The organism is Streptomyces shenzhenensis (assembly GCF_021462265.1).
Classification (GTDB): domain Bacteria; phylum Actinomycetota; class Actinomycetes; order Streptomycetales; family Streptomycetaceae; genus Streptomyces; species Streptomyces shenzhenensis.
On the sequence record NZ_JAJONF010000001.1, the window covers coordinates 303,564 to 329,103 of the forward strand.

At 71.6% G+C, this 25,540-nt stretch carries 22 protein-coding genes; 16 read left to right on the forward strand and 6 right to left on the reverse strand.

What is annotated here, in order from left to right; all coding sequences use genetic code 11:
- Together LQ326_RS01440 and LQ326_RS01445 are read right to left on the reverse strand one after the other, a co-directional pair.
- A complete protein-coding gene (locus tag LQ326_RS01440) occupies positions 1 to 588 on the reverse strand; it encodes a pyridoxamine 5'-phosphate oxidase family protein (RefSeq protein ID WP_234531599.1) in 588 nt (195 codons plus the stop codon).
- Positions 589 to 707: 119 nt separating this feature from the next.
- Positions 708 to 1,571, reverse strand: a complete 864-nt coding sequence (locus LQ326_RS01445) for a hypothetical protein (RefSeq protein ID WP_234531601.1) — start codon at positions 1,569 to 1,571, stop codon at positions 708 to 710.
- A 184-nt stretch (positions 1,572 to 1,755) separates the two neighbouring features.
- Between LQ326_RS01445 and LQ326_RS01450 the strand changes: the two genes are divergently transcribed.
- From LQ326_RS01450 to LQ326_RS01470, 5 genes are all read left to right on the forward strand, one after another.
- Positions 1,756 to 2,952, forward strand: coding sequence for an argininosuccinate synthase (locus tag LQ326_RS01450; protein ID WP_234531603.1), 1,197 nt, complete (start codon positions 1,756 to 1,758; stop codon positions 2,950 to 2,952).
- A 70-nt stretch (positions 2,953 to 3,022) separates the two neighbouring features.
- Positions 3,023 to 4,450, forward strand: a complete 1,428-nt coding sequence (argH, locus tag LQ326_RS01455) for an argininosuccinate lyase (protein ID WP_234531605.1) — start codon at positions 3,023 to 3,025, stop codon at positions 4,448 to 4,450.
- 115 nt (positions 4,451 to 4,565) lie between these two features.
- Entirely contained in the window at positions 4,566 to 5,537 is a 972-nt protein-coding gene (locus LQ326_RS01460) for an aldo/keto reductase (RefSeq protein ID WP_234531607.1), read from the forward strand.
- A gap of 84 nt (positions 5,538 to 5,621) precedes the next feature.
- Positions 5,622 to 6,173 carry a TetR/AcrR family transcriptional regulator gene (locus LQ326_RS01465; RefSeq protein ID WP_234531609.1) on the forward strand — a complete coding sequence of 184 codons (552 nt, stop codon included), beginning with the start codon at positions 5,622 to 5,624 and terminating at the stop codon, positions 6,171 to 6,173.
- Positions 6,170 to 7,684 carry an MFS transporter gene (locus LQ326_RS01470; protein ID WP_234531610.1) on the forward strand — a complete coding sequence of 505 codons (1,515 nt, stop codon included), beginning with the start codon at positions 6,170 to 6,172 and terminating at the stop codon, positions 7,682 to 7,684. Before LQ326_RS01465 ends, LQ326_RS01470 begins: the two co-directional genes overlap by 4 nt.
- Before the next feature lie 121 nt (positions 7,685 to 7,805).
- Here LQ326_RS01470 and LQ326_RS01475 read toward each other — a convergent pair whose 3' ends face one another.
- Together LQ326_RS01475 and LQ326_RS01480 are read right to left on the reverse strand one after the other, a co-directional pair.
- Positions 7,806 to 9,452: a multicopper oxidase family protein gene (locus tag LQ326_RS01475; protein WP_234531611.1), complete on the reverse strand. Its 1,647-nt coding sequence runs from the start codon at positions 9,450 to 9,452 to the stop codon at positions 7,806 to 7,808.
- Positions 9,453 to 9,632: 180 nt separating this feature from the next.
- Complete coding sequence (locus LQ326_RS01480) at positions 9,633 to 10,304, reverse strand: lysophospholipid acyltransferase family protein (RefSeq protein ID WP_308401844.1); 672 nt, start codon at positions 10,302 to 10,304, stop codon at positions 9,633 to 9,635.
- A gap of 320 nt (positions 10,305 to 10,624) precedes the next feature.
- On the opposite strand from LQ326_RS01480, the gene LQ326_RS01485 reads away from it, so the two are divergent.
- The 3 genes from LQ326_RS01485 (at position 10,625) to LQ326_RS01495 (ending at position 12,931) form a co-directional block, all read left to right on the forward strand.
- Complete coding sequence (locus LQ326_RS01485; RefSeq protein ID WP_234531612.1) at positions 10,625 to 11,809, forward strand: glycerophosphodiester phosphodiesterase; 1,185 nt, start codon at positions 10,625 to 10,627, stop codon at positions 11,807 to 11,809.
- Positions 11,810 to 11,882: 73 nt separating this feature from the next.
- On the forward strand, positions 11,883 to 12,389 hold the full coding sequence (locus LQ326_RS01490; RefSeq protein ID WP_234531613.1) for a sigma-70 family RNA polymerase sigma factor: 507 nt from the start codon (positions 11,883 to 11,885) through the stop codon (positions 12,387 to 12,389).
- A gap of 44 nt (positions 12,390 to 12,433) precedes the next feature.
- Positions 12,434 to 12,931, forward strand: coding sequence for a GNAT family N-acetyltransferase (locus LQ326_RS01495; protein ID WP_181806979.1), 498 nt, complete (start codon positions 12,434 to 12,436; stop codon positions 12,929 to 12,931).
- A gap of 114 nt (positions 12,932 to 13,045) precedes the next feature.
- Here the strand turns inward: LQ326_RS01495 and LQ326_RS01500 are convergent, their stop codons facing one another.
- Positions 13,046 to 13,495, reverse strand: coding sequence for a hypothetical protein (locus tag LQ326_RS01500; protein ID WP_234531614.1), 450 nt, complete (start codon positions 13,493 to 13,495; stop codon positions 13,046 to 13,048).
- Positions 13,476 to 13,835, reverse strand: coding sequence for a hypothetical protein (locus LQ326_RS01505; RefSeq protein WP_234531615.1), 360 nt, complete (start codon positions 13,833 to 13,835; stop codon positions 13,476 to 13,478). The genes LQ326_RS01500 and LQ326_RS01505 overlap by 20 nt, the downstream gene beginning before the upstream one ends.
- Before the next feature lie 69 nt (positions 13,836 to 13,904).
- Here LQ326_RS01505 and LQ326_RS01510 point away from each other — a divergent pair, with 69 nt between their 5' ends.
- The 8 genes from LQ326_RS01510 to cobA all read left to right on the forward strand — a co-directional run bounded on the left by LQ326_RS01510 (position 13,905) and on the right by cobA (position 25,467).
- Positions 13,905 to 14,552, forward strand: coding sequence for an HAD family hydrolase (locus LQ326_RS01510; protein ID WP_234531616.1), 648 nt, complete (start codon positions 13,905 to 13,907; stop codon positions 14,550 to 14,552).
- A gap of 378 nt (positions 14,553 to 14,930) precedes the next feature.
- Positions 14,931 to 15,974 (forward strand): methionine ABC transporter ATP-binding protein, encoded by a 1,044-nt coding sequence (locus LQ326_RS01515; protein ID WP_234531617.1) that lies wholly within the window; start codon positions 14,931 to 14,933, stop codon positions 15,972 to 15,974.
- Between the two features lie 20 nt (positions 15,975 to 15,994).
- Positions 15,995 to 16,705: a methionine ABC transporter permease gene (locus tag LQ326_RS01520; protein ID WP_234531907.1), complete on the forward strand. Its 711-nt coding sequence runs from the start codon at positions 15,995 to 15,997 to the stop codon at positions 16,703 to 16,705.
- A 76-nt stretch (positions 16,706 to 16,781) separates the two neighbouring features.
- Positions 16,782 to 17,615: a MetQ/NlpA family ABC transporter substrate-binding protein gene (locus LQ326_RS01525; RefSeq protein WP_234531618.1), complete on the forward strand. Its 834-nt coding sequence runs from the start codon at positions 16,782 to 16,784 to the stop codon at positions 17,613 to 17,615.
- 173 nt (positions 17,616 to 17,788) lie between these two features.
- Positions 17,789 to 18,418 carry a GNAT family N-acetyltransferase gene (locus LQ326_RS01530; RefSeq protein ID WP_234531620.1) on the forward strand — a complete coding sequence of 210 codons (630 nt, stop codon included), beginning with the start codon at positions 17,789 to 17,791 and terminating at the stop codon, positions 18,416 to 18,418.
- Between the two features lie 114 nt (positions 18,419 to 18,532).
- On the forward strand, positions 18,533 to 19,759 hold the full coding sequence (gene cbiE, locus LQ326_RS01535; protein WP_234531622.1) for a precorrin-6y C5,15-methyltransferase (decarboxylating) subunit CbiE: 1,227 nt from the start codon (positions 18,533 to 18,535) through the stop codon (positions 19,757 to 19,759).
- Between the two features lie 344 nt (positions 19,760 to 20,103).
- Complete coding sequence (gene cobT / locus LQ326_RS01540; RefSeq protein WP_234531623.1) at positions 20,104 to 23,871, forward strand: nicotinate-nucleotide--dimethylbenzimidazole phosphoribosyltransferase; 3,768 nt, start codon at positions 20,104 to 20,106, stop codon at positions 23,869 to 23,871.
- 363 nt (positions 23,872 to 24,234) lie between these two features.
- The gene (gene cobA, locus LQ326_RS01545; protein WP_234531624.1) at positions 24,235 to 25,467 is read left to right on the forward strand and encodes a uroporphyrinogen-III C-methyltransferase; all 1,233 of its coding nucleotides are present in this window, start codon (positions 24,235 to 24,237) and stop codon (positions 25,465 to 25,467) included.
- Positions 25,468 to 25,540 lie beyond the last annotated feature (73 nt).

Here is a 25,540-nt window from a genome sequence, read left to right on the forward strand (position 1 = left end):
TCAGACGGTAGACGGAGGCAGCGGCAGTGGCAGCCCGGGTAGGCCGTCCAGGCTCACCGCGATGTGGTCCTTCTTCTCGAAGTACGCGCTCAGCGAGGCGTCGTCCTCGCGTGCGAAGCGCTTCCCGTGCAGCTCGCGGTCGGCCTCGTACGCCATGTAGGGGACCGCGTAACCGCAGGTGTCCCGGATGAGTTCGGCGTGCACGACGATGATCGCGCGCAGGCCGTGCGGGGCCGGGTCGATGTCCGGGAAACGGGTGAGGAGTTCCGGGAAGCGCGGGTCGTCGCGGAAGACCGCCTCGCCGCGGCCGTGCACCCGCACGATGTTCGGCGGGCCCTGGAACGCGCACCACATCAGGGTGATGCGGCCGTTCTCCCGCAGATGGGCGACGGTCTCGGCGTTGGAGCCGGCGAAGTCCAGGTAGGCGAGCGTCAGTTCGTCGAGCACCGCGAAGGAGCCCTTGAGGCCCTTGGGGGAGAGGTTGACCGTGCCGTCGCCCGCGAGCGGGGCGGTGGCGGTGAAGAACAGGGGCTGTTCCTCGATGAACGTGCGGAGCCTGCCGTCGATGCGCTCATAGGTCTTTCCCATACCTGGAAATTATCGGCGCACTTACTTCGCACGTCTAACGAATTCCGCGATCCGGACAGGCCCCACTGCGGCCGCCCCGGCCGGCGCTGTACACGGGGCGGCCGCAGCTGCCTGTCACGTCACTTGGTGAGCGTGCAGGCGGCCAGGGAGTCCAGGCCGGTGGGCTTGGCCGACGTCCGGCCGATCGCGATGACGATGCGGTCGATGGTCGACTTCCGCTTGTCCGTCAGCGGGCCGAGGATCGCATTCTGCACGAAGTTGGGGCCGCCCTGGCCGACCGTGCTCTGGAGCCGGTTGTTGGCCTCCTGGATCTGCGTCTGGAGCAGGGTGAGGTTGCGGGAGACCTCCGCCTGCGCGGACGCGGGGACCGCCGGGAGCTTGGAGGCGACGTCCGGGCAGGTGATGGTGCCCACGGCGCTGTTGTTCGTGCCGCCGGTGCTGCCCGTGGACTGCTGCTGGGTCGCGGCCGTGCCCGGCGCGGCGGAGCCGGTGCCCGTCGCCGTACCGCCGCCCGTGTTCGTGCCGGTTCCGCCCGCGTTCAGGGCGCACGGCGCCAGCGAGTCCAGGCCGGCCGGCTTGGCGGCCGTACGGCCGATCGCGGTCGCGATCCGGTTGACGGTCGCCACGCGCTTGTCCTTGAGGGGACCGAGGATCGCGTTGTTCACGAAGTTCGGGCCACCCTGGCCCACCGTGTCGACCAGCCGCTTGTTGGCCTCCTGGATCTGCGTCTGCAGGAGCGTGAGGTTGCGGGAGACCTCCGCCTGCGCGGAGGCGGGGATCGCCGGGAGCTTGGAGGCGACGTCCGGGCAGGTGATGGTGCCGGGCGAGGCGGCGAAGGTGCGCGCGTTGTTCGTGCCACTGCTGCCACCGGGCGTACCGGCGAGGGCCGAACCGGCGATGACCGCGCCGGACAGGGCCACGGCGGCGGCACCGCCGATGAGCACGACACGACGCTTGTTGTACTTCGGAAGAGCCCTGGACATGCGGATGCCTCACTCGGGTCAGAGATGGGTTTACCAACGCGGCGCCAGCGTTCAGGGATGGGTACGGGCAAGCGGTTTCGTTTGTTCAAACCTTTTTTGCGTCCGCCGGGAGAACCCGCCGGATTGACGAATCATGCAGTGCTCTGCATACTCATGCATAGCGGCTGTATGTGAGGAGGGAACCATGACCGAGCGCGTCGTACTCGCCTACTCCGGCGGGCTGGACACCTCCGTCGCCATCGGCTGGATCGCCGAGGAGACGGGCGCCGAGGTCATCGCCGTCGCGGTGGACGTCGGTCAGGGGGGCGAGGACCTGGACGTCATCCGCAAGCGCGCGTTGGCCTGCGGCGCGGTCGAGGCGGAGGTCGCCGACGCCAGGGACGAGTTCGCCGACGAGTACTGCCTCCCGGCGATCAAGGCCAACGCCCTCTACATGGACCGCTACCCGCTGGTCTCCGCCCTCTCCCGGCCGGCCATCGTCAGGCACCTGGTCGCCGCGGCCCGCAAGCACGGCGCCACGACGGTCGCCCACGGCTGCACCGGCAAGGGCAACGACCAGGTCCGCTTCGAGGCCGGGATCGTCGCCCTCGCCCCCGACCTGACCTGCATCGCCCCGGTCCGTGACTACGCGATGACCCGCGACAGGGCCATCGCCTTCTGCGAGGCGAAGCGCCTCCCGGTCGCGACCACCAAGAAGTCCCCGTACTCCGTCGACCAGAACGTCTTCGGCCGCGCCGTCGAGACCGGCTTCCTGGAAGACATCTGGAACGGCCCGATCGAGGACATCTACGAGTACACCCAGAACCCCGCCACCCCGCGCGAGGCCGACGAGGTGGTCGTCACCTTCGAGGCGGGCGCCCCGGTCGCGATCGACGGCAGGCCGGTCACCGTGCTCCAGGCGGTCCAGGAACTGAACGAGCGCGCGGGTGCCCAGGGCGTCGGCCGTATCGACATGGTCGAGGACCGTCTCGTCGGCATCAAGTCCCGCGAGGTGTACGAGGCCCCTGGCGCGATCGCGCTCATCACCGCCCACCAGGAGCTGGAGAACGTCACCGTCGAGCGTGAACTCGCCCGCTACAAGCGGCAGGTGGAGCAGCGCTGGGGCGAACTCGTCTACGACGGCCAGTGGTTCTCCCCGCTCAAGCGCGCCCTGGACGGGTTCGTCGACGAGGCGAACCAGCACGTCACCGGAGACATCCGGATGACCCTGCACGGCGGCCTCGCGGTCGTCACCGGCCGCCGCTCCGAGGCCTCCCTCTACGACTTCAACCTCGCCACCTACGACACCGGCGACACCTTCGACCAGGCCGCGGCCAAGGGCTTCATCGACATCTACAGCCTCTCGTCGAAGATCGCGGCGCGGCGTCAGCCGCGGGCATAGCCCGACGCAGACCTCGCCTGGATCTGCAAGGATCCCGGCTACCCGTCAACCCTCTCTAGGAGCAACGCAAGTGAGCAGCAACAGCGGTGACGTACGGCTCTGGGGCGGGCGTTTCGCCGACGGTCCCGCCGAGGCCCTGGCGAAACTGTCCGCGTCCGTCCACTTCGACTGGCGGCTCGCGCCCTACGACATCGCTGGTTCGCGTGCCCACGCGCGCGTGCTGCACAAGGCGGGCCTGCTCACCGAGGACGAACTCCAGCGCATGATCGCCGGCCTCGACCAGCTCGAAGCCGATGTCGCCGGCGGATCCTTCGTGGGCACGATCGCCGACGAGGACGTCCACACCGCTCTGGAGCGCGGTCTCCTGGAGCGGCTCGGCCCCGACCTCGGCGGCAAGCTGCGCGCCGGCCGGTCCCGCAACGACCAGGTGGCGACCCTCTTCCGGATGTACCTGCGGGACCACGCCCGCACCATCGGCGGCCTGATCGCCGACCTCCAGGACGCCCTGATCGGCCTCGCCGAGGCCCACCCGGACGTGGCGATGCCCGGCCGCACCCATCTCCAGCACGCCCAGCCGGTCCTCTTCGCCCACCACGTCCTGGCCCACGTCCAGGCCCTGTCCCGGGACGCCGAGCGGCTGCGCCAGTGGGACGAGCGCACGGCGGTCTCCCCGTACGGCTCCGGCGCCCTCGCGGGCTCCTCCCTCGGCCTGGACCCGGAGGCGGTCGCCGCCGACCTCGGCTTCGAGCACGGCAGCGTCGGCAACTCCATCGACGGCACGGCCTCCCGCGACTTCGTGGCGGAGTTCGCCTTCATCACCGCGATGATCGGCGTGAACCTCTCCCGTATCGCCGAGGAGGTCATCATCTGGAACACGAAGGAGTTCTCCTTCGTGACCCTGCACGACGCGTTCTCCACCGGCTCGTCGATCATGCCCCAGAAGAAGAACCCCGACATCGCGGAGCTGGCCCGCGGCAAGTCCGGCCGCCTGATCGGCAACCTCACCGGTCTCATGGCCACCCTCAAGGCGCTGCCCCTCGCCTACAACCGGGACCTCCAGGAGGACAAGGAGCCGGTCTTCGACTCCTGCGACCAACTGGAGGTCCTGCTCCCGGCCTTCACCGGCATGATGGCCACCCTCACCGTCAACCGCGAGCGCATGGAGGAACTGGCCCCGGCCGGCTTCTCCCTCGCCACCGACATCGCGGAGTGGCTGGTCAAGCAGGGCGTGCCGTTCCGCGTCGCACACGAGGTGGCCGGCGAGTGCGTCAAGGCGGCGGAGGCCGAGAACAAGGAACTCGACGAGCTGACCGACGACCAGTTCGCCAAGATCTCCGCCCACCTGACCCCCGAGGTGCGCACGGTCCTCAACGTCCCGGGTGCCCTCGCCTCCCGCGACGGCCGCGGCGGCACGGCACCGAGCGCGGTGGCGGTACAACTGGCGGAGGTCAAGGCGGACGTGGCCCAGCAGCACGCCTGGGCCGACGCGAAGAAGTAGAACGCTTCGAGCGGCCGGGGGGCGCCCCGCGCCCCCGAGCTGAACTGCGAACCAAAGGTCATCGCGGGTTACGTTGGTCGTCAGTCCGACGCAGCCGACCGAAACGGAGCCCGCGATGCCCTTCGCCCGACTGGCAACAGCGACAACCCCCACCTGCCACATCGGCCTGGGCCTCGCCGCGGTCGGCCGCCCCGGCTACATCAACCTCGGCCGTGAAGAGGACCTGGGCACTGATCGCAGCGTGGCCGCGCTCCGCACCCGGACCCACGAACTCCTCGACGCCGCCTACGCCCAGGGCGTCCGCTACTTCGACGTGGCCCGCTCCTACGGCCGCAGCGAGGAGTTCCTGGCCGACTGGCTGACCGCCCACCCCGGCATCGACGACGTGGTCATCGGCAGCAAGTGGGGCTACACCTACACGGCAGGCTGGTCCGCGGACGCCGAGACCCACGAGGTCAAGGACCACAGCGTCCAGACCTACGACCGGCAGCGGGCCGAGACCGCCGGACTGCTCGGCGACCGCCTCGACCTCTACCAGATCCACTCGGTGACCCCGGACAGTCCCGCGCTCACCGACAAGGAACTCCACGCCCGCCTCGCCGAAGCGGCCGCCACCGGCATCACCGTCGGCTTCTCCACCAGCGGCCCCGCGCAGGCCGACGCCATTCGCGCCGCGCTCGCCGTCACGGTCGACGGCGAGCCCCTCTTCCGTACCGTCCAGTCGACGTACAACGCCCTGGAGACCTCGGCGGGCCCCGCGCTCGCCGAGGCGCACGACGCCGGCCTGACGGTGATCGTGAAGGAGGGCATGGCCAACGGCCGTCTGGCCGCCCCGCACGCCCCCGACGTCGTGCGGGCCGTGGCCGAGGAGACCGGCCTGGGCTGCGACGCCGTCGCCCTCGCGGTCGTACTCCGCCAGCCCTGGGCCGGCGTCGTCCTCTCCGGCGCGGCGACGGTCGCCCAGCTGGCCTCCAACCTGCACGCGGCCGTGGTCGACCTCGACGCGGACCAGCTGACCCGCCTCGCCACCCTGGCCGAAGAGCCGCGCGTCTACTGGGAGCGACGCGGCAGCCTGCCCTGGCACTGACGCGAAACCACCTCCGACCAGCCCTTATGATTCCCACATGCCCCAGGTGAGACATGAATGTCTCACCTGGGTTATCCTTGTCTCATGGCCCTCGACCGTGACCACGTCCTGCGCAGCGCAGCCGCCCTGCTGACCCGCAAATCCACCGCGACCATGGACGAGGTCGCCAGGGCCGCCGGCATCAGCCGGGCCACCCTGCACCGGCACTTCGCGGGACGCGACGCGCTGGTGCGCGCGCTGGAGGCACTCGGCATCGAGGAGTGCGAGGCGGCCCTGGACGCGGCCCGCCTGGACGAGGGCCCCGCGACCGACGCCGTGCACCGCCTGGTCCGCGAGATCGAACCGGCCGCCGGCCTGCTCGCCTTCCTCTACACCGAGAACCAGCTGTTCGAGGGCGAGGAACAGAACCAGGGCTGGACGCGGATCGACGACCGTGTCGCGGGCCTCTTCCGGCGCGGTCAGCGCAGCGGCGAGTTCCGTATCGACCTCACGCCCGCCTGGCTCACCGAGGCGCTGTACGGCCTGCTGGCCTCCGCCGCCTGGGCGGTCTCCGAAGGCCGGGTCGCCCGCAAGGACTTCACCCACATGATCGTCGAGCTGTTGCTCGGCGGCGCACTGCGAAGAGAGGAATCATGACCAGCACCCTGCAGCCGGCGCGCGTGACGGAGACGGAGGAGAAGCGGCCGGGCCGCTGGCTCGCGCTCTCCGCCCTCGTGCTCGCCGTGCTGCTGGTGGCCGTCGACGCGACCGTCCTCGGTCTCGCGACCCCCTACATCAGCGAAGACCTCAATCCCTCCGGTACCCAGCTGCTCTGGATCGGCGACGTGTACTCGTTCGTCATCGCCGGTCTGCTGGTCTCGATGGGCAGCCTCGGGGACCGCATCGGCCGCAAGCGGATCCTGCTCGTCGGCGCCACGGCGTTCGGCGCGGTGTCCGTCCTGAACGCGTACGCGACGACCCCCGGGATGCTGATCGCGGCCCGCGCCCTGCTCGGCGTCGCGGGCGCGACCCTGATGCCCGCCACCCTCGCGCTGATCCGCAACCTCTTCCACGACCCGCGCGAGCGCAGTCTCGCCGTCGGCGTCTGGGGCGCGGCGGCCTCGGCCGGTACGGCCGTCGGCCCGATCGCGGGCGGCTTCCTCCTCGAGCACTTCTGGTGGGGCTCGGTCTTCCTGATCAACCTGCCCGTGATGGTGCTCCTGGTCCTCGTCGGCGTCAGGACGCTCCCCGAATCCCGCAACCCCGACCCCGGCCCCTGGGACCTGCTCAGCGTCGTGCTGTCGCTGGTCGGCATGATCGCCGTCGTGTACGCGGTGAAGGAGGCCGCGGCCCACGGCCTCACCGGCGTGACCGCGGCCGCCGCCCTCCTCGGCAGCGCGGCCCTTCACGGCTTCGTCCGCCGCCAGCTCACGATGCCCAGGCCCCTGCTGGACATGCGGCTGTTCCGCAACCGCGGCTTCAGCGGCGCGGTCCTGGCCGACCTGCTGACCGTGCTCGGCATGTCCGGCCTGGTGTTCTTCCTCTCCCAGTTCCTGCAGCTGGTCCAGGGCAGGCACCCGTTCGAGGCGGGCCTCGCCGAACTCCCGGCCGCCGTCGGCGCGGTTGCGGCGGGCCGGGTGGCCGGCCACCAGGCCCGCCGCCACTCGGTCCGGGTGGTGGTCTCCGGCGGCCTGGCGGCCGTGGGCGTGGCGCTGGCGGCCCTGACCACCCTCTCGCGGTCCACCGGTTACCCGGTCCTCGGCGCCGCCCTCCTGGTGGTCGGCGTCGGCGCGGGCTTCTCCTTCACGGTCACGGCGGACGTCATCCTCTCCAGCGTCCCCAAGGACCAGGCCGGCGCCGCCTCGGCGGTCTCCGAGACGGCGTACGAACTGGGCGCCGCGCTGGGCATCGCCCTGCTCGGCTCGATCGTGACCGGCGTCTACCGCGGCTTCACGGCCCCGCCGGGCACCCCGGCCGGCGCCCGTGAATCGCTGGGCGCGGCGGTGGAGGCGTCGACGACCATGCCCGCCCCCGCCGCGACCACCATGCTGACCGCTGCCCGCGACTCCTTCACCCACGGCCTCCACCTGGCCTCGGGCGCGGGCTCCGCGGTCCTGCTGGCAACGGCAGTGGTGGCCTGGTTCCTGCTGAAGAACCAGAAACTCTGAGCACCTCTGTGGGGCAGCGCCCCGTAAGGCGCGCGGGGCCGTATCCGATGTGCGGCCACCGCGGCGCGGGCGCGATCAGCCCCCACGCGCCCGCACCCGAAACACCACCGAGGGCCGTTCCTCACTTCTTGTAACCCAGCACCGTCATCATCCCGCTCTCCGAGTGGTACTGGTTGTGACAGTGCAGCATCCACAACCCCGGGTTGTCGGCATCGAAGTCGAGCACCAGCTTGCGGTGCGGCAACACGATCGTCGTGTCCTTGCGCGCTCCCGTCGAGCTGATCCCGGTGACCGAGAACGTGTGCCCGTGCAGGTGCATCGGATGCCACATGTCGGTCGCGTTGACGAGCGTCAGCCGCACCCGCTCCCCGGCCCGCACCGCATGCCGTTCCCGCACGTCGTACTGCTTGTGGTCGAACCCCCAGTCGTACCTCTCCATCGTCCCCGTGATCCGGATGAGCAGGTCGCGGTCGGGGACCCGGTCGTCCATGGCGACGGACTCGGCCGGCAGCAGGCGGCGCGCCGGTACGATCTCGCGGTCCAGTTCGGCCGGGCGGACATCCGGCGCGGGAAGGTTTCTGCCCTTGTCGGTGCGGAGGATCGCGAGCGCCTTGCCCTTCTTGCCCTCGGCGAGTGCGACGAGCGGGAAGACGCCGTCCTTGGCGGTGACGAGGACGTCGTAGCGCTCGGCCATGCCGATGAGCAGCGCGTCGGTCCTTCTGTGCTGCACGGGATAGCCGTCGGTGTGGGTGACGGTCATGGCGTGGCCGCCGAGCGCGACCCGGAAGGCCGTCTCGGAGCCCGCGTTGATGAGGCGGATCCGCACCCGGTCGCCGGGGCGGCAGCGGAAGACGGAGGGATTGGTGCGCAGACGCCCGTTGGCCAGGTAGCACGGGTAGGCGACGTTGCCGCCCTCGCCGTGGAGCAGAGCGCTGTGGGAGTTGCGCAGCACCCGGTCGGGGCCCGTCGGCGTCTTGGACCTGGACCTGGACTTGGACGGGGAGGCGGGCGCGTGCGCCGATCCGTGGGGGCTCGGACTGTCGTGGCCGGGGCCCATGCCCATGCCCATCTTCATCGCCTTGGCCCCGCCCGGCTTGAGCTGGTCGAGCACCAGCTCGGGGCTGGAGCCGTCGATGTCGTCGACCCAGTCGTCCAGGACGACGACCCACTCCTGGTCGTAGGCGAGCGGCTCCTTCGGGTCGTCGACGATCAGCGGCGCGTAGAGGGCCCGGTCGGGCTGCATGCCGACGTGCGAGTGGAGCAGGTACGTACCCGGGTGGGCGGCGACGAACCGGTAGACGAAGTCCGTCCCCGGCGCGACGGGGGGCTGGGTCAGGTCCGGAACACCGTCCATGTCGTTGCGCAGCCGCACCCCGTGGGCGTGCAGGGTGGTCTTCTCGGTGAGCTGGTTGGAGAGGGTCAGGCTGAGCACGTCACCGGCGGTGACGCGGACCAGCGGTCCCGGGACCGTCTCGTTGTACGCCCAGCTGTGGACCGACCGCCCGCCCAGGTCCAGCATGCTCCTGGCGGCCGTGAACCGGACCATGCGGACGGGACCGGACCCTCGTTTCCGCTCGGCCGCGAGCACCTCCGGGTCCGACGGGTTGACGTACCCCTTGGGTCCCTGTGGGACGAACGCCATGGTGCCGGCCGTGTGTTGCGGGCCCGAACGGGATTCGGGGCCGAAGTCGCTACACGCCGCGAGAAGCGCCGCGCCGGCGGCAGCGAACGGAGCACGGAGCAGGGTACGCCGAGAAGGTTTCTGCATATCTAAATAAGACATGCTGTGTGCTCATATGGCTGGTAAATGCGAATGATTGACTGATGTGTCGGGGCAGATTCCACCAGCAGGCGGACCCCGAACGGGTGTCAGGCAGATGGCAGACAGAAGGGCACGGACCACTGGTCCGTGCCCCTGAGCCGAAAGAGTGCCGGCTGGACCGCGCCGTCAGGCGGCCTTCGCCTTCGTGGCGTACATGTCCACGTACTCCTGCCCGGACAGCCGCATCACCTCGGCCATCACCGAGTCGGTCACGGCCCGCAGCACGTAGCGGTCCCGGTCCATCCCCTCGTACCGCGAGAACTCCATGGCCGCACCGAACCGGACGGTGACCTTGCCCGGCCGCGGGATGCCCGCGCCGCCCGGCTGCAGCTTGTCCGTGCCGATCATCGCGAACGGCACCACCGGCGCGCCGGTCATCAGCGTCAGCCGCGCGATCCCGGTACGGCCCCGGTAGAGCCGGCCGTCGGGGGAGCGGGTGCCCTCCGGGTAGATCCCGAAGATCCTGCCCTCGTCCAGGATCCGCTTGCCGGTCATCAGCGCCGCGACCCCGCCGCTCGCGCCGTCCCGGTCCACCGGGATCATGCCGACACCGGTGAAGAACCAGGCCATCAGCCGGCCCTTGAAGCCCTTCCCGGTGACGTACTCGTCCTTGCCGATGAAGAACACCTGCCGCTTGCTCACGAGCGGCAGGATCATCGAGTCGATGAACGTGAGGTGGTTGCCGGCGAGGATGACCGGGCCGTCCCCCGGGATGTGCTCCACGCCCTCCACCTGGGGGCGGAACATCAGACGCATGATCGGTCCGAGCACTGCCTTGATGAGCGCGAAGCGGGACAACGGGTCCTCCGATGTCGAGGGGCGGTATGAGTCTGTGCAGGTGAGGACATTACTCGCGGCTCCATGGGAAGCGCACATCGGGAACGGCCGGTTCACCGAGGTCTTACGTAGTGTTGACACTGGTTTACCTGCGGTGACGCCCCGCCGCCGGGCCGCGGCGGGCGCCCGGCGATGTGACGGAAGTCGCCGACGGGCCGTCACCCCCCGCCGCCCATCAGCCATACGGCGTCATCCGGCCGTTGGGCCGGCGGTCTCCCTTCGGCCACATGCGCCGCCCTACGATCAGCCGGCATCGAAGGGCGAAGGTCAGGAGAGCGCTCATGAACACGCACGACTCGGACAAGCGGACGCAGGCGAACGGTGCGACCGGACGGCGGGCGCTGCTCGGCGCCGCGGTGCTCGGGGCCGGCGGCGCGGTCCTCGGGCTGCCCGGTGCGGCCAGGGCGGCCGAGGCCGGCCAGGCCGGCCACGGCAGCAGCGGCCTCAAGAGCCTTCCCAAGCCGACGATCATCGGCCACCGGGGCTCCAGCGGCTACCGCCCGGAGCACACCTTCGGCTCCTACAACCTCGCACTGGACCTCGGCGCCGACGTCGTCGAGGCCGGCGACCTCGTCCCCACCAAGGACGGTCACCTGGTCTGCCGCCACGAGCCCGAGATCGGCGGCACCACGGACGTGGCCGACCACAAGGAGTTCGCCGACCGCAGGACCACCAAGACGCTGGACGGCGTGCCCACCACCGGCTGGTTCACCGAGGACTTCACGCTCGCCGAACTGAAGACGCTGCGCGCGGTCGAGCGCATCCCGGCCAACCGCCCGCACAACACGCTCTACAACGGCCGCTGGGAGATCCCCACCTTCGAGGAAGTCCTCAGGTGGCAGGACGAGCAGACCCGCAAGCGCGGCAAGCAGGTCTGGATCTACCCCGAGACCAAGCACCCCACCTACTTCCGCGGCCTCGGCCTCGGCCTCGAGGAGCGGGTCGCCAAGCTGCTGCGCAAGCACGGCAAGGACAAGCGGCACTCGCCGGTCATCCTGCAGTCCTTCGAGCCGTCCAGCATCCAGCGCCTGAACACACTGCTCGACAACCCGCTGGTGGTGCTGCTCTCCGCCGCCGGCACCCGGCCCTACGACTTCGTCGCGACGGGCGACCCGCGCACCGTCGCCGACCTGGTCACCCCCAAGGGCCTGCGGGAGATCGCCGGTTACGCGCAGGGCATCGGCCCGACCCTCGACCTGATCATCCCCAAGGACGCGGCCGGCAACCTCACCACGCCGAGCACGCTGGTCGCGGACGCCCACAAGGTGGGCCTGATCCTCCACCCGTACACCATGCGCAACGAGAACCCCTTCCTGCCCCCGGCCTACCGCAAGGGCAGCGCCGCGGACGCCTATGGCGACGTGTTCGCCGTCTTCCAGAAGTACTTCGAGACCGGCATCGACGGCGTCTTCACCGACAACGCCGACACCGCGCTGCTGGCCCGCGCCGACTTCGTCAACGGCTGAGCCACCACACCCCGTTCGGGTCTCTCCCGGCCGCCCCGGCAACCTGCCCCGGGGCGGCCGCGTCGTTTCGCACATGACGCACGACCTGGTCACCGCCCTGCGCCCGCTGCTCACCGCCGAAGCCTCGGCCGAGGCACACGCGTCCGGATGCGACCCCCGCGACCTGGAACAGACTGTCTGGCTGCGCCTGCTGGAACGCCTGGCGACCCACGGCCCACCCCGCGCCCCCGAGGACTGGCTGCGCCGGGCGGTCCGCGCCGAGTCCCGCCGCACCCGCCGCACCTCCCGCCGGGAACGCCCCTACGCCACCGACCCCGCCGACCGGGCCACCCTCACCCCCGAACAGCGTGTCCTCATCTCCGCCCGCCACCGCGCCCTGCGCGAGGCGGTGACCCGCCTGCCCGGCCGCTGCCCCCGTCTCCTTCAGGCCCTGCTCTCCCCCAATGACCTGACATACCCGGAGATCGCGGGGGAGTTGGGTATCTCACAGGGCAGTATCGGCCCGGAACGTGCCAGATGTCTGGGATGTCTACGCCGATTGTTGACGCCGGAGGTTGCACCCCGCGAAGCGCGGGGATAGGAGTGGGAACGACAGGTGATCAGGTGAGCGGGAGGCGTGCGCACATGGGCATGAGCGTGACCATCTCGGTGGCGACCGAGCAGGATGCAGAGCAGATCTTCAGGCTCCAGTACCTGTGCTTCCAGAGTGAGGCGGCGCTGTACGGCAACTATCGCATCGACCCGCTCGTCCAGAGCCTCGACTCGGTCCGCCAGGAGCTCGCCACCGACTGCGTCTTCGTCGCCCGGCTCGGCGAGGAGGTCGTCGGCTCGGTCCGCGGCTCGGTCACCGAGGACGGCGCCGCCGCCATCGGCAAACTCTGCGTCCACCCCCGCCTCCAGGGCCACGGCATCGGAGCGAGGCTGCTGCGCGCGGCCGAGGGGGCGCTGGAGGAGGAGCGGGGCGCCAAGAAGTTCCGCCTGTTCACCGGCCACCGCAGCGAGGGCAACCTCCGCCTGTACCGCCGGGTCGGCTACGAAACCGTGGGCACCTCGAAGGGTGCGGACGGCGTCCCGATGATCGTCCTGGAGAAGCCGGCCAGTACTTACGCGACAACGGCGTGACTTCTCAACCCCCTTGGCCGAGCGCCCCTTCAGGGGCGCGGGGCTGCGTCTGATGTGCGACTACCGCCGCGTGGGAGCGACAAGCCACCACGCACCGGTAGTCGCGCACGTTCCTCAGGTCCCTGCCCTCTCGGCGCCCTTCCGCAACCAGTACAACGCGGAGACCGGCAACAGCACCGGAATGAACACGTACCCCATCCCGTAGTCCGACCACACGGTCGCATCCGGGAAGGCGGAAGGATCGACGAGGGTCCAGGTACCCACGATCAGCACCCCCGCGAGCTCGGCGGCGCAGCACACCTGCGCCACCCTGCGGGCCGTCTCGCCGCCCCTCACCAGCGTGTACGTGATGAACCCGTACACCACCCCGGCGACGGCGGACAGCGCGTACGCGAGCGGCGCCCGGCCGAACTCCGTCGCGATCTGGTACGCGGACCGCGACACCGCGCCGACGACCATCACGCCGTAGAACCACACCAGCAGCGTCCCCGGCCCGCTGGTCAGCCGCCGCTGCCGCTTCGGCCCCTCTTCCACGGCCGTCATCTCACCTTCCCCAGATGTCATAGAGCCGCACCTCCAGTACGGCCAGCACCACACCGCCCGCGGCGACCGTCACGGAACCCCACCGGGTCCGCTCGGCGAGCGACATGAACCCCGCGGCAGGCACGCAAGCGAACGCGCCCAGCAGATAGGCGACGAAGATCGTCGTCCCCTGCTCCGGCTTCCCGCCCCGCGTCAGCAGCACGATCCCGGCGATCAGTTGGATCAGCGCCAGCACCGTCACCACGGCCATCCCGATGAAGTGCCAGTCCTTCGTCGGCTGGTCCCGGTACGCCGCCCAGCCGCACCACGCGGCGAGCAGCAGCGCGGCGACTCCGGTCACCAGCAGCAGGGCATTGAGCATGCGGTGACCTTATTACGGCCGAAACGGCCCGATGCCGCCGCCCCTGCCGTGGACCGTAGGGTCTGGACCATGACGCTCCACGCACAAGCCCTGCTCTTCGACAACGACGGCACCCTGGTCTCCTCCCTCGAATCGGTCGAGCGCTGCTGGACCCTCTGGGCCGCGGAGTACGGCGTCGCCGGGGAGTTCGCCCGAGTCGAACTGCACGGACGGCCCGCCGCGGACATCGTCGCCGACCTGCTCCCGCCGGCCCTGGTGCCGGAGGCGGTCGCCCGCATCGAACAACTGGAGGTGGAGGACGTCCCAAACGGCGGTGTCCGCCTGCTTCCCGGCACCGTCGCCCTCCTCGACTCCCTGCCCGCCGACCGCTGGGCCGTCGTCACCTCCGCCACCCGCCGGCTGGCCGAGGCCCGCCTGGAAGCGGTCGGGATCCGGCCGAAGACGCTGATCTGCGCCGACGACATCACCCGCGGCAAGCCCGACCCCGAGCCCTACCTCCTCGCCGCCCGCCGGCTCGGCGCCGACCCGGCGCACTGCGTGGTCTTCGAGGACGCCCCCGCCGGACTGCAGGCGGGCCGCGCGGCCGGCATGACCACCGTGGCGTTGGCCACAACCCATGAGGCGCACGAGCTGGACGCGGACCTCGTGGTGCGGGACCTCTCGGCCTTGTCCGCACTGGTCACCGACCGCGCCGTCGAGATATCGGCCCGCGGCTGAAGGGTGTCCGCCGCTGTCCAGGATGCGGACAGCGGCGGCCTGTCAGGACCGTAGGTCTGGTTTACTGATCGCATGACCACGACGAGCGACCGCACCCCTGCGACCGAGGCGACCATGACGCCCGGTGCTCGTTGTATGTGTCGAATGTGCGCCTTCTAGAGGGCCCCCGCACCACCCCAGAGCTCGCGCCCCGAAGCGAGACCGGTGGCATGTCCGTACGGCGCCACGACGCCCGCATGTGACTCAGGCCGCCCCCCCCCGCGCACTTGTTCTCCCCGGTTCAGCGCCCCTGCGAGAACCGTGCCGCGTCCCTGAACGAACGCACCCGTGCACCAGGGCACAGCCATGCCCGCGCACTCGACAGTGACGGAAACCCACGTGATCACCACAACGGGCCTGACGAAAACCTATCGGTCCCCCCGCTCGCGCGGCCGCGAGGTCACCGCCCTCGACGGCGTCGATCTCCATGTCCGCGAAGGCGAGGTGTACGGCGTCATCGGCCAGTCCGGCGCCGGCAAGTCCTCGCTGATCCGCTGCGTCAACCTGCTGGAGCGCCCCACCTCCGGCACCGTGACGGTGGACGGGCGGGACCTCACCGCCCTCGCCGGGCGCGGTCCCCGGGCAGGAAAGGAGCTGCGGCAGGCGCGCAGCCGGATCGGCATGGTCTTCCAGCACTTCAACCTGCTGTCCTCCCGGACCGTCCAGGACAACGTCGAGCTGCCGCTCGAAATCCTCGGGAAGTCGGGGAAGGAACGTTCCCGCAAGGCGCTGGAGCTGCTCGACCTCGTCGGACTCGCCGACAAGGCGAAGGCCTACCCGGCCCAGCTCTCCGGCGGTCAGAAGCAGCGCGTCGGCATCGCCCGCGCGCTCGCCGGCGACCCCAAGGTGCTGCTCTCCGACGAGGCCACCAGCGCCCTCGACCCGGAGACCACCCGCTCCGTCCTCCAGCTGCTGCGCGACCTGAACCGGCAGCTGGGCCTGACCGTCCTGCTCATCACGCACGAGATGGACGACGTGAAGACGGTCTGCGACTCGGCCGCCCTCATGGAGAAGGGCCGGATCGTCGAACACGGCACCGTCAGCGAGCTGCTCGCGACCCCTGGCTCCGAACTGGCCGCCGCGCTCTTCCCGGTCGCGGGCGAGGCCTCCGGCGACGACCGCACCGTCCTCGACGTCACCTTCCACGGCGAGGCCGCCACCCAGCCGGTCGTCTCCCGGCTCTCCCGCACCTACAACATCGACATATCGATCCTCGGCGCCGCCGTCGACACCGTCGGCGGCCTCCAGATCGGCCGGATGCGCATCGAGCTGCCCGGCCGCTACGAGGACAACGTGGTGCCCATCGGCTTCCTGCGCGAGCAGGGCCTGCAGATCGACGTACTGGGCCGGGAGGCCCTGCCGGTGAAGGACGGTGCCCAGTGACCTGGACCGACTGGTCCGCGATGCGGCCGCTGCTTTCCCAGGCGTGTTGGGACACGCTCTACATGGTCGGCTGGTCCACGCTGATCGCCGTCGCCGGCGGCCTGCCGCTCGGCGTCCTGCTCGTCCTCACCGACCGGGGCGGCCTGCTCCAGAACACGCCGGCCAACAAGGTCATCGGGCAGATCGTGAACGTCGCCCGCTCGATGCCGTTCATCATCCTGATGGTCGCGCTGATGAACTTCACCCGCTGGATCACCGGGACGACCATCGGGCGTGAGGCCGCCATCGTGCCGCTCGCGATCGGCGCCATCCCGTTCTTCGCCCGCCTGGTCGAGACAGCTGTCCGCGAAGTGGACGGCGGACTGGTCGAGGCCGTGCAGGCGATGGGCGGCAACACCTGGACCGTCGTACGCAAGGTCCTCGTACCCGAGTCGCTGCCCTCGCTCATCTCCTCCACCACGACCACGATCGTCGCGCTCATCGGCTACTCCGCCATGGCCGGCACGGTCGGCGCCGGCGGGCTCGGCGACATCGCCATCCGCTACGGCTACCAGCGGTTCGAGACCGGGCTGATGTGGATCACGGTCGCCATCCTCGCCGTCGTCATCTCGGTCATCCAGTTCGCCGGCGACTACGCGGCCCGCTCGCTGCACCGCCGGGGCGGTCAGACCGGCCCGGTGCCGAGGCTGCGCCTGCTGAAGGCCTCGACGGCCACCGGCAAGAGCGTCTGAGCCCCCGACACCCCCCTCCGTTTTCCCCGCACCACCTGCCGCGGGGTCGCTCCACCCTCAAGGAAAGGCACTTTTCGTGCGTATCACCGCAAAGCTCACCACCGCCGTCCTCGCCGCCGGAGCCCTCACCTTCGGGCTCACCGCCTGCGGCTCGGGCAAGGACTCCGCCGGTTCCGCCGACTACAGCGGTCCGCTGGTCGTCGCCGCGAGCCCGACCCCGCACGCCGAGATCCTCGACTACATCAAGGACAACCTGGCGAAGAAGGCCGGACTCGACCTGGAGGTCAAGGAGTTCACCGACTACATCACGCCGAACACGGCGACCGAGGACGGCTCGGTGGACGCCAACTACTTCCAGAACAAGCCCTACCTCGACGACTTCAACAAGAAGCGCGGCACCCACATCGTGCCCGTCGTCACGGTGCACCTGGAGCCGCTCGGCCTCTACTCCCACAAGGTGAAGAGCGTCGACGCGCTGAAGAGCGGTGCGACCGTCGCGGTCCCCAACGACTCCGTGAACGAGGCGCGCGCCCTCAAGCTGCTCGCCGCGAACGGACTCATCACCCTCAAGGGCGGCGCCGGCAGCGAGGCGACCCCGCAGGACATCGCGAAGAACCCGAAGAACCTCCAGTTCAAGGAGGTCGAGGCGGTCCAGACCGCGCGCTCCCTGGACGACGTGGACGCCGCGGTGATCAACGGCAACTACGCCATCTCGGCCGGCATCAAGCCCGCCCAGGACGCCCTCGTCCTGGAGTCCGCGAAGAACAGCCCGTACGGCAACTTCCTCGCGGTCAAGAAGGGCAACGAGAAGGACCCCCGGGTGAAGAAGCTCGCGGCGCTCCTCACCTCGCCCGAGGTGAAGAAGTTCATCGAGGACAAGTACCAGGGCTCGGTCATCCCCTCCTTCTGAGCCGTGCCGCCCGCACGGCGGCACGTATACGGCGTATCGCCACGCACGGGGTCCACTCGGTCACCACGGGTGGACCCCGTCGTGCGGTTCAGTGGTTTCATGCTGCATGCTGGGCAGTTCGCAGGCCCTGACGGTTTGGCCCTGAAGGATTTCCGAAGGTTACGGAGCGGCGCATGACAAGCACCTTCCCCAACATCTCCATCAGCACGGAGCGGTTGGTGCTGCGGCCCCTCGACGAGGACGACGTGCCCGCCCTGACCGAAATGATGAACGACGAGCAGGTGGGGGCCTGGACGAGCGTGCCCCAGCCGTACAGCGAGGACGCCGCCCGGCGCTGGATCACCGAGTACGCGTCGGCCGAGCGGCTCGCCGGCCGGGGCCTTGACCTCGCCGTCACCGAGTTCCTCACCCAGCGCCTGGTCGGCCTCGTCCGGCTCACCAAGACCAACTGGCACATCCGCTCGACCGAGTTGTCGTACATCATCGCCCCCTGGGCCCGTGGCGAGGGCTACGCCTCCGAGGCCGCGCTCGCCACCGCCCAATGGCTGTTGGGTGACCAGAAGTTCGAGCGCATCGAACTGCGCACCGCCGCCGACAACGCCGCCGCGCAGCAGGTGGCACAGAAGATCGGCTGTATCAGTGAGGGTGTGCTGCGCAGCGCCTGCATAGTCCACGTCCGCACCGAGGACGGCACCTGGGCGGACGTGCGCAGCGACTACATCGTGTGGAGCCTGCTCCCGGAGGACCTGGAGGGCGCGGGCGAGGAACTCGCCGGCAGCGACGGCTTCACCTCCTGGAACTGACGGCGACGGGACCCGCCCCGTCGCGCCCCCCACCCCTCCGCCAGGTACTCTCACGGAGCCCGCCCTCTGGGCCCCGACCCTGACGACCCGCGAAAACCCTGGAGACTGACGAAGATGGCCGACCGGGTCACGGTGATCGGCTGGGACGGCTCGCCCCTGACCGCCGCAGGGCGCGGGGCGCTGGGCGCCGCCACGCTCGTCGCGGGCGCGGCCCACCATCTGGACCTCCCCGAGGTGCCGCCCGGCGCCGAACGCATCCGCCTCGGCAGCGTCGCCCTCGCCGCCCGCCGCATCGCGGGCCACCGCGGCACCGCCGTGGTGCTCGCCGACGGCGACCCCGGCTTCTTCGGCGTGGTACGGACCCTGCGCGCCCCCGAGTTCGGCCTGGAGGTCGAGGTCGTCCCCGCTGTCTCCTCGGTGGCCGCCGCCTTCGCCCGTGCCGGCATGCCCTGGGACGACGCACAGGTGGTCGTCGCGCACCGACGCACCCTGCGGCGCGCGGTGAATGTGTGCCGCGCCCACACCAAGGTCGCCGTCCTCACCTCACCCGGCGCCGGACCCGCCGAACTCGGTCTGCTGATGGAGGGCGTTCACCGCACCTTCGTCATCTGCGAGGAACTCGGCACCGACCGCGAACAGGTCAGCGTCGTCACCTCCGACAAGGCCGCCGACCACGCCTGGCGCGACCCCAACGTCGTCATCGTCATCGGCGGCACGACCGGACCGGCGGCGGTGCCCGAGGGCGGCGGCTGGATCGCCGGCCGGGATCCGGCGGCCGGCCCGCGCGGCTGGGTGCAGCCCGACGCGGAGTACGGCGAGGGGGCCGCGCTCGGCGAAGGGGAAACGGATCTGCTGCGGGCCGCGCAACTCGTCCGGCTGGGCCCCCGGGTGGGGGACCTGGTCTGGGACATCGGCTGCGGCAGCGGCGCGTTCGCCACCGAGGCCGCGCGCGCCGGCGCCGCCGTCATCGCGGTCGACCGGGACCTCGCGGCCTGCGTCCGCAGCGACTCGGCCGCCCGCAGGTTCGGGGTCCAGCTGCAGATCGTGCACGGCGGCGCCCCGCACGTGCTGGAGGACCTGCCCGAACCCGACGTCGTCCGGGTCGGCGGCGGGGGAGCGGCCGTGGTGAACGCGGTCGCCGACCGCCGCCCGCAGCGCATCGTCACCCATGCCGCCACCCGCGACGCCGCCGAACTCGTCGGCCGCGGCCTGACCGAGCACGGATACCAGGTCGAGTGCGCCCTGCTGCAGTCTCTCGAACTCGACACCAGGGCCTGGACGGAGACCGAGCGGAACGTCGCGTTCCTGCTCAGCGGCGTGCTGCCCGACCGCGCCCCGTGATCCTGTTGTCATACTGCGCGCGGTAGGCTGGCCGATCGCTGCACTACACCGGTGGCCCGGAGATTCGTTCGTCAATGTCCGGAAAACACGCCCCTTTTGGGGCGGGTGTGGTACGGCGGAACCGGGGACGCGCAACGTGGCGCAGTCCACAGCGGACTGTCGCGGATCACGCTGTCGCGACGGTCGGACGGCCGGGACAATGCCACTGAATGGCTTTGTCGCCTTTTCTGGCGGGTCGTTCGTGCCGCTGGGCACGCACGCTCGTTCTTCACAGTGGGGCGGTCGGTGCGCCGCCCCGGGCGAGCTGGTCGTAGAAGGCACTAACCGATGGGCGAGGGGTACGCATGACGGACACCGGCCAGGTCCCGGGCGAGGGACTGCCGGAGAGCGCAGGCATGGTGGAACAGCCAGGCGTTCCGGCGCACGGCGCGTACACCTACCTCTCCGAGTCGCCCGCCGAGGACGAAGACCTGCTGCTCCCCGGCGCCCAGGGCGCCTGGGGCAACGAGGTGCCGCCGCCGGCCCCGGAGCCGGTCGTCGAGGCCGTCCACGAGCCCGGCCCGCACGAGATGAGCGGCCGGGACAGCGGCGCGGTCGACCTCTCCGCCGTCCGGCTGCCCAACTCCGTACCGGCGTCCCCGATCCTCTCCGTGCCGCACGACCCGGCGGCCGCCCCGGCTCCGCGCCGTCCGCTGCACCTCGGACCGCCGATCCCCGACGCCTCCGCCAGTCCGGTCCGCTCCCTCGCCGACCGCGGGCCGGCCGGCGCGCCGGCACGGCAGCCGGGCGCACCGGCGGGCGGTCCCGAGTACCTCGACGTCCAGCCGGCGCACGAGGCCGTGCCGCAGTCCGCCGCGCCCTGGGGTGCGCCGCAGAGCGTCCCGCAGCCGGTGCCGCAGGCCGCTCCGGTGGCCCAGGCGGCCGCACAGGCCCCGGCCGCCGAAACGGTCGCCGCGGTTGCGGAGCCGGTTGCTGTCGCGGCTCCCGCCGCCGCTGCCGCTCCCGCCGTTCCGGAGCCGCAGCCGCAGCCCGCGGTCGCGTACGAGCAGCACGCGGCCGACCCGTCCGACCCCGCGCAGGCGGCCGTCGCCCGGCTCGCCACGGCGGCCGTGGCCACCGGCGCCGCGGCCGAGCCGCAGGCCCCGGCGGCCGGCGTCGCCGTGCAGCCCGAGAACGCTTACGGTCCGCAGGGCGTGGCCGGGCCGGCCGACGGGGGCGCCCCGGTGCCGGTGTCCGAACCGGCAGCCGAGCCGGTCGCGCCGCAGGTCGCGCAGGTGCCGCAGGCTCCTCAGGTACCGCAGGCCCCTCAGGTCCCGGAGGTCTCGGTGGCCGCCGAGGTTCCGCAGGGGCCGGACGGGGGGCCGACGCAGGCGGCTCCCGCGGACGCGGTGAGCCCGGAGGCTCCGGAGGCGGTGCGGGCTCCCGGCGCCGACACGGCGTCCGGTGGACCTGCCGTGACCGAGGCCGCGCCGGTGGTGGAGGAGACCGCCCAGCAGCTCGCGGAGCCGGTCGCCGAGGCCGTGGTGACCGATCCGGAGCCCCAGGTCGTGGCCGCGGCCGGGGCCGAGCAGGTCACGCAGACCGAGGCCGCCGAGCCCGGCCCGGCGCCAGAAGCGGTCGTACCGGAAGCGGTCGTACCGGAAGCGGTCGTACCGGAAGCCGTCGCGCCGGAAGCCGTCGCGCCGGAGTCCCTTCCCGCCCCGGACGTTGTCGCCGCCGAGCCCGCCCAGCCGGTGCCCGCCGCGCCGCCCGCGCCGGTGCCGCCGGAGGCGGCCGCCGCCGAGGTACCCGCCCCGGCAGCCCCCGCAGCCCCAGAAGCCCCCGCCGCCGAGGTCCCGCAGCCGCCCCAGTCGCCGGAAGCCCTCGCGGCGGCCGTCCAGGAGGCCGAGCAGGTCGCCCCGCCGGCCCCGTCCGCCCCGTCCCAGGTCCCCGGGGCGGCTGTCGTACCTCCGGCCGAGACCCCCGAGGCGCAGCCCGCCCAGCCGGTGGACGCACCCGTCCACCTCGCGGGCCCGCAGATCCAGGGCGCCGCGCCCGCCCCCGCCGAGGCCCCGGCGGCCCCGGAGTCCCCGGCCGCCGCCGTCCCGGCGCAACCGTCGCCGGAGCCGCCGCTCGGCGAGTTCGTCCCCGTCGACGGCCAGGTTCCGACCTCCCCGCATCTCGCCCCGACCCCGCCCCACCCGCTGGTCCTCCCCGCGCAGGACCAGGGCGGCGAGTCGCTGCCCGAGCAGACCGCGACGGTCCCCGCGCCCCGCGAGGCCGAACCCGCTTCGCCGCCGGAGCACCCCGATGTCGTACAGCAGGCGGAGGACCTGGACACCAGGGCGGCCGACCAGGAAGAAAGCACGGCCCCCGTGGCAGAAGCACGTCAGTCCACCGGCCCGGCCGCACCCGCCTACGACGACGCCGAGCGCGAGGCCGTTCTCAAGGTCATGCGCGAACGCCGTGACATCCGCAACGGCTTCCGCAGCGACCCCATCCCGCACGAGGTGCTGCTGCGCGTCCTGGAGGCCGCCCACACCGCGCCCTCCGTCGGACACTCCCAGCCCTGGGACTTCGTGGTCATCCGCTCGGCCGACACCCGCCGCACGATGCACGAACTGGCTATGCGCCAGCGCGACGCCTACGCCAAGTCCCTCCCCAAGGGCCGCGCGAAGCAGTTCAAGGAACTGAAGATCGAGGCCATCCTCGACACCCCGGTCAACATCGTCGTCACCGCCGACCCGACCCGCGGCGGCCGCCACACCCTCGGCCGGCACACCCAGCCGCAGATGGCGCCCTACTCCGCCGCCCTCGCCGTCGAGAACCTCTGGCTCGCCGCGCGTGCCGAAGGCCTCGGTGTCGGCTGGGTCAGCTTCTTCGACGAGCGCGAGATGGTCCGCACCCTCGGTCTGCCTGAGCACCTGGAGGTCATCGCCTACCTGTGCGTCGGGTACGTCGACGAGTTCCCGGACGAGCCCGAGCTGATGCAGGCCGGCTGGTCCAGGCGCCGCCCGCTGTCCTGGGTGGTGCACGAGGAGACGTACGGCCGCCGCGCGCTGCCCGGTGAGGACCCGCACGACCTGCTCGCCGAGACCGTCGCGAGTGTCCGTCCGCTGGACGCCAAGGCGCTCGGCGAGGCCTGGGAACGGCAGAAGCGGATGACCAAGCCGGCCGGTGCGCTCGGCATGCTGGAGATCATCTCCGCCCAGCTGTCCGGCCTGTCCCGGCAGTGCCCGCCGCCGATCCCGGAGCCCGCGGCCGTCGCGATCTTCGCCGGTGACCACGGGGTGCACGCCCAGGGCGTCACGCCGTGGCCGCAGGAGGTCACCGCCCAGATGGTGGCCAACTTCCTGGGCGGCGGGGCGGTCTGCAACGCGTTCGCGAGTCAGGTGGGCGCCGAGGTCTGCGTGGTGGACGTCGGTGTCGCGTCCGAACTGCCCGCCACGCCGGGCCTGCTGCCCCGCAAGGTGCGCGCGGGCACCTCCGACATGACGACCGGCCCGGCGATGACCCGCGAGGAGGCCAAGCAGGCCATCGAGGTGGGCATCGAGACCGCCCGCGACCTGGTGGCGGCCGGCAACAAGGCGCTTCTCACCGGCGAGATGGGCATCGCGAACACCACCGCGTCCGCGGCCCTGATCTCCGTCTTCACGGGCGCCGACCCCGCCGAGGTCACCGGCCGCGGCACCGGCATCAACGACGAGACCCTCGCCCGCAAGACCGAGGTGGTCCGCCGCGCCCTGGAACTCCACCAGCCGGACCCGGCCGACCCGATCGGTGTCCTCGCCGCGGTCGGCGGCTTCGAACACGCGGCGATGGTGGGCCTGTTGCTGGGCGGCGCGTCCCTGCGTACGCCGGTGATCCTGGACGGCGTCAGCGCGGGCGCCGCCGCCCTCGTGGCCCGCGCGATCGCACCGGAGGTCCTCGCGGCCTGCATCGCAGGCCACCGCAGCGCGGAACCGGGCCACGTGGCAGCCCTGAACAAACTCGGCCTGCGCCCCCTCGTCGACCTCGACCTCCGCCTGGGCGAGGGCACGGGCGCCCTGCTCGCGCTTCCCCTGGTCCAGAGCACGGCGAGGGCCATGCACGAGGTGGCGACCTTCGACTCGGCGGGCGTCACGGAGAAGTAGAAGCAGGGGACGGCGGTCCCGGGTTCCCGCGGCGGCCGGCCGGTCGTTGGTGGCTGTGGCTGTGGCTGTGGCTGTGGCTGTGGCTGTGGCTGTGGCTGTGGCTGTGGCCCGGCGGCCGGCGGCTGCGGGACGGCGGCGCCGGGTTCCTTGGCGGCCGACCGGTGCTTGTGGGCAGTCGCTCCTCCCCTCTGTCTCAAGGGCCCGGGGGACTCCCTCTGGCGGAACGGGTGGGCACAACCACCGACAGCCGCGCACCCGGTCACGCAGCCCAGCCACTGGACACCGGAACCGTCCCCAGCCCCCGCCCCGTAAAATCTGCACGTCAGGGCCACCGCACCGCCGCCGAAAGAGGAGCCGCACCTCATGGCCGAACACCCCGCCTACCCCGTAGGCCTCCGCCTCACCGGTCGCAAGGTGGTCGTCCTCGGCGGCGGCCAGGTGGCCCAGCGCCGCCTCCCCGCCCTCATCGCGGCAGGCGCCGACATCACCCTCGTGTCCCCGGAAGCCACCCCTTCCGTCGAGGCGATGGCGGACGCCGGCGAGATCACCTGGGCCAGGCGCCCTTACCAGGACGGCGACCTCGGCGAAGCCTGGTACGCGCTGATCGCGACCAGCGACCCCGCCGCCAACACCGCCGCCTCCGCCGAAGCGGAGCGCCACCGGGTCTGGTGCGTCCGCTCCGACGACGCCGACCAGGCCACCGCCTGGACCCCGGCGACCGGCCACAGCGAGGGCGTCACCGTCGCCGTCCTCACCACCGACGCGCGCGGCCGCGACCCCCGGCACACCGCCGCCATCAGGGACGCGGTCGTCGAGGGCCTGCGCGACGGCACCCTGGTCGCCCCCCACCACCGCACCCGGATCCCCGGCGTCGCCCTGGTGGGCGGCGGCCCCGGCGACCCCGACCTCATCACGGTCCGCGGCCGCCGCCTGCTCGCGGCCGCCGACGTCGTCATCGCCGACCGCCTCGGCCCCCGCGACCTCCTCGCCGAACTCCCGCCGCACGTCGAGGTGATCGACGCGGCGAAGATCCCGTACGGCCGCTACATGGCCCAGGAGGCCATCAACAACGCCCTGATCGAGCACGCCAAGCAGGGCAAGTCGGTCGTACGGCTGAAGGGTGGCGACCCCTACGTCTTCGGCCGGGGCATGGAGGAGGTCCAGGCGCTCGCCGAGGCCGGGATCCCCTGCACGGTCGTCCCCGGCATCTCCAGCTCGATCTCCGTACCGTCCGCCGCGGGCATCCCGGTCACCCACCGGGGCGTCGCACACGAGTTCACGGTGGTCAGCGGTCACGTCGCGCCGGACGACGAGCGCTCGCTGGCCGACTGGCCGTCCCTCGCCAAGCTCACCGGGACCCTCGTCGTCCTGATGGGCGTCGACAAGATAGGGAAGATCGCCGAGACCCTGGTCGCACACGGGAAGTCCCCGGACACGCCCGTCGCCCTGGTCCAGGAAGGCACGACGGCCGCTCAACGCCGGGTCGACGCGACCCTCGCCACGGTCGCCGAGGTCGTCCGCGCGGAGGAAGTGAAACCCCCGGCGGTCATCGTGATCGGCGAGGTCGTGACCGTGGGCCCGCGGACGGCGTCCTGAAGAGCACTGACGTAACCCCGGGTAACACAACTCCTTCCAGCCCGTTGGCACCACACCCAGGACAAGGCAGTAT

Excerpts from the sequence above, each read along its gene's own strand:
- LQ326_RS01440 (WP_234531599.1), bottom strand. The coding sequence starts at position 588 with ATGGGAAAGACCTATGAGCGCATCGACGGCAGGCTCCGCACGTTCATC.
- LQ326_RS01445 (WP_234531601.1), bottom strand. The coding sequence starts at position 1,571 with ATGTCCAGGGCTCTTCCGAAGTACAACAAGCGTCGTGTCGTGCTCATC.
- LQ326_RS01450 (WP_234531603.1), top strand. The coding sequence starts at position 1,756 with ATGACCGAGCGCGTCGTACTCGCCTACTCCGGCGGGCTGGACACCTCC.
- LQ326_RS01460 (WP_234531607.1), top strand. The coding sequence starts at position 4,566 with ATGCCCTTCGCCCGACTGGCAACAGCGACAACCCCCACCTGCCACATC.
- LQ326_RS01465 (WP_234531609.1), top strand. The coding sequence starts at position 5,622 with ATGGCCCTCGACCGTGACCACGTCCTGCGCAGCGCAGCCGCCCTGCTG.
- LQ326_RS01470 (WP_234531610.1), top strand. The coding sequence starts at position 6,170 with ATGACCAGCACCCTGCAGCCGGCGCGCGTGACGGAGACGGAGGAGAAG.
- LQ326_RS01475 (WP_234531611.1), bottom strand. The coding sequence starts at position 9,452 with ATGCAGAAACCTTCTCGGCGTACCCTGCTCCGTGCTCCGTTCGCTGCC.
- LQ326_RS01485 (WP_234531612.1), top strand. The coding sequence starts at position 10,625 with ATGAACACGCACGACTCGGACAAGCGGACGCAGGCGAACGGTGCGACC.
- LQ326_RS01490 (WP_234531613.1), top strand. The coding sequence starts at position 11,883 with ATGACGCACGACCTGGTCACCGCCCTGCGCCCGCTGCTCACCGCCGAA.
- LQ326_RS01495 (WP_181806979.1), top strand. The coding sequence starts at position 12,434 with ATGGGCATGAGCGTGACCATCTCGGTGGCGACCGAGCAGGATGCAGAG.
- LQ326_RS01500 (WP_234531614.1), bottom strand. The coding sequence starts at position 13,495 with ATGACATCTGGGGAAGGTGAGATGACGGCCGTGGAAGAGGGGCCGAAG.
- LQ326_RS01505 (WP_234531615.1), bottom strand. The coding sequence starts at position 13,835 with ATGCTCAATGCCCTGCTGCTGGTGACCGGAGTCGCCGCGCTGCTGCTC.
- LQ326_RS01510 (WP_234531616.1), top strand. The coding sequence starts at position 13,905 with ATGACGCTCCACGCACAAGCCCTGCTCTTCGACAACGACGGCACCCTG.
- LQ326_RS01520 (WP_234531907.1), top strand. The coding sequence starts at position 15,995 with ATGCGGCCGCTGCTTTCCCAGGCGTGTTGGGACACGCTCTACATGGTC.
- LQ326_RS01530 (WP_234531620.1), top strand. The coding sequence starts at position 17,789 with ATGACAAGCACCTTCCCCAACATCTCCATCAGCACGGAGCGGTTGGTG.
- cbiE (WP_234531622.1), top strand. The coding sequence starts at position 18,533 with ATGGCCGACCGGGTCACGGTGATCGGCTGGGACGGCTCGCCCCTGACC.
- cobT (WP_234531623.1), top strand. The coding sequence starts at position 20,104 with ATGACGGACACCGGCCAGGTCCCGGGCGAGGGACTGCCGGAGAGCGCA.
- cobA (WP_234531624.1), top strand. The coding sequence starts at position 24,235 with ATGGCCGAACACCCCGCCTACCCCGTAGGCCTCCGCCTCACCGGTCGC.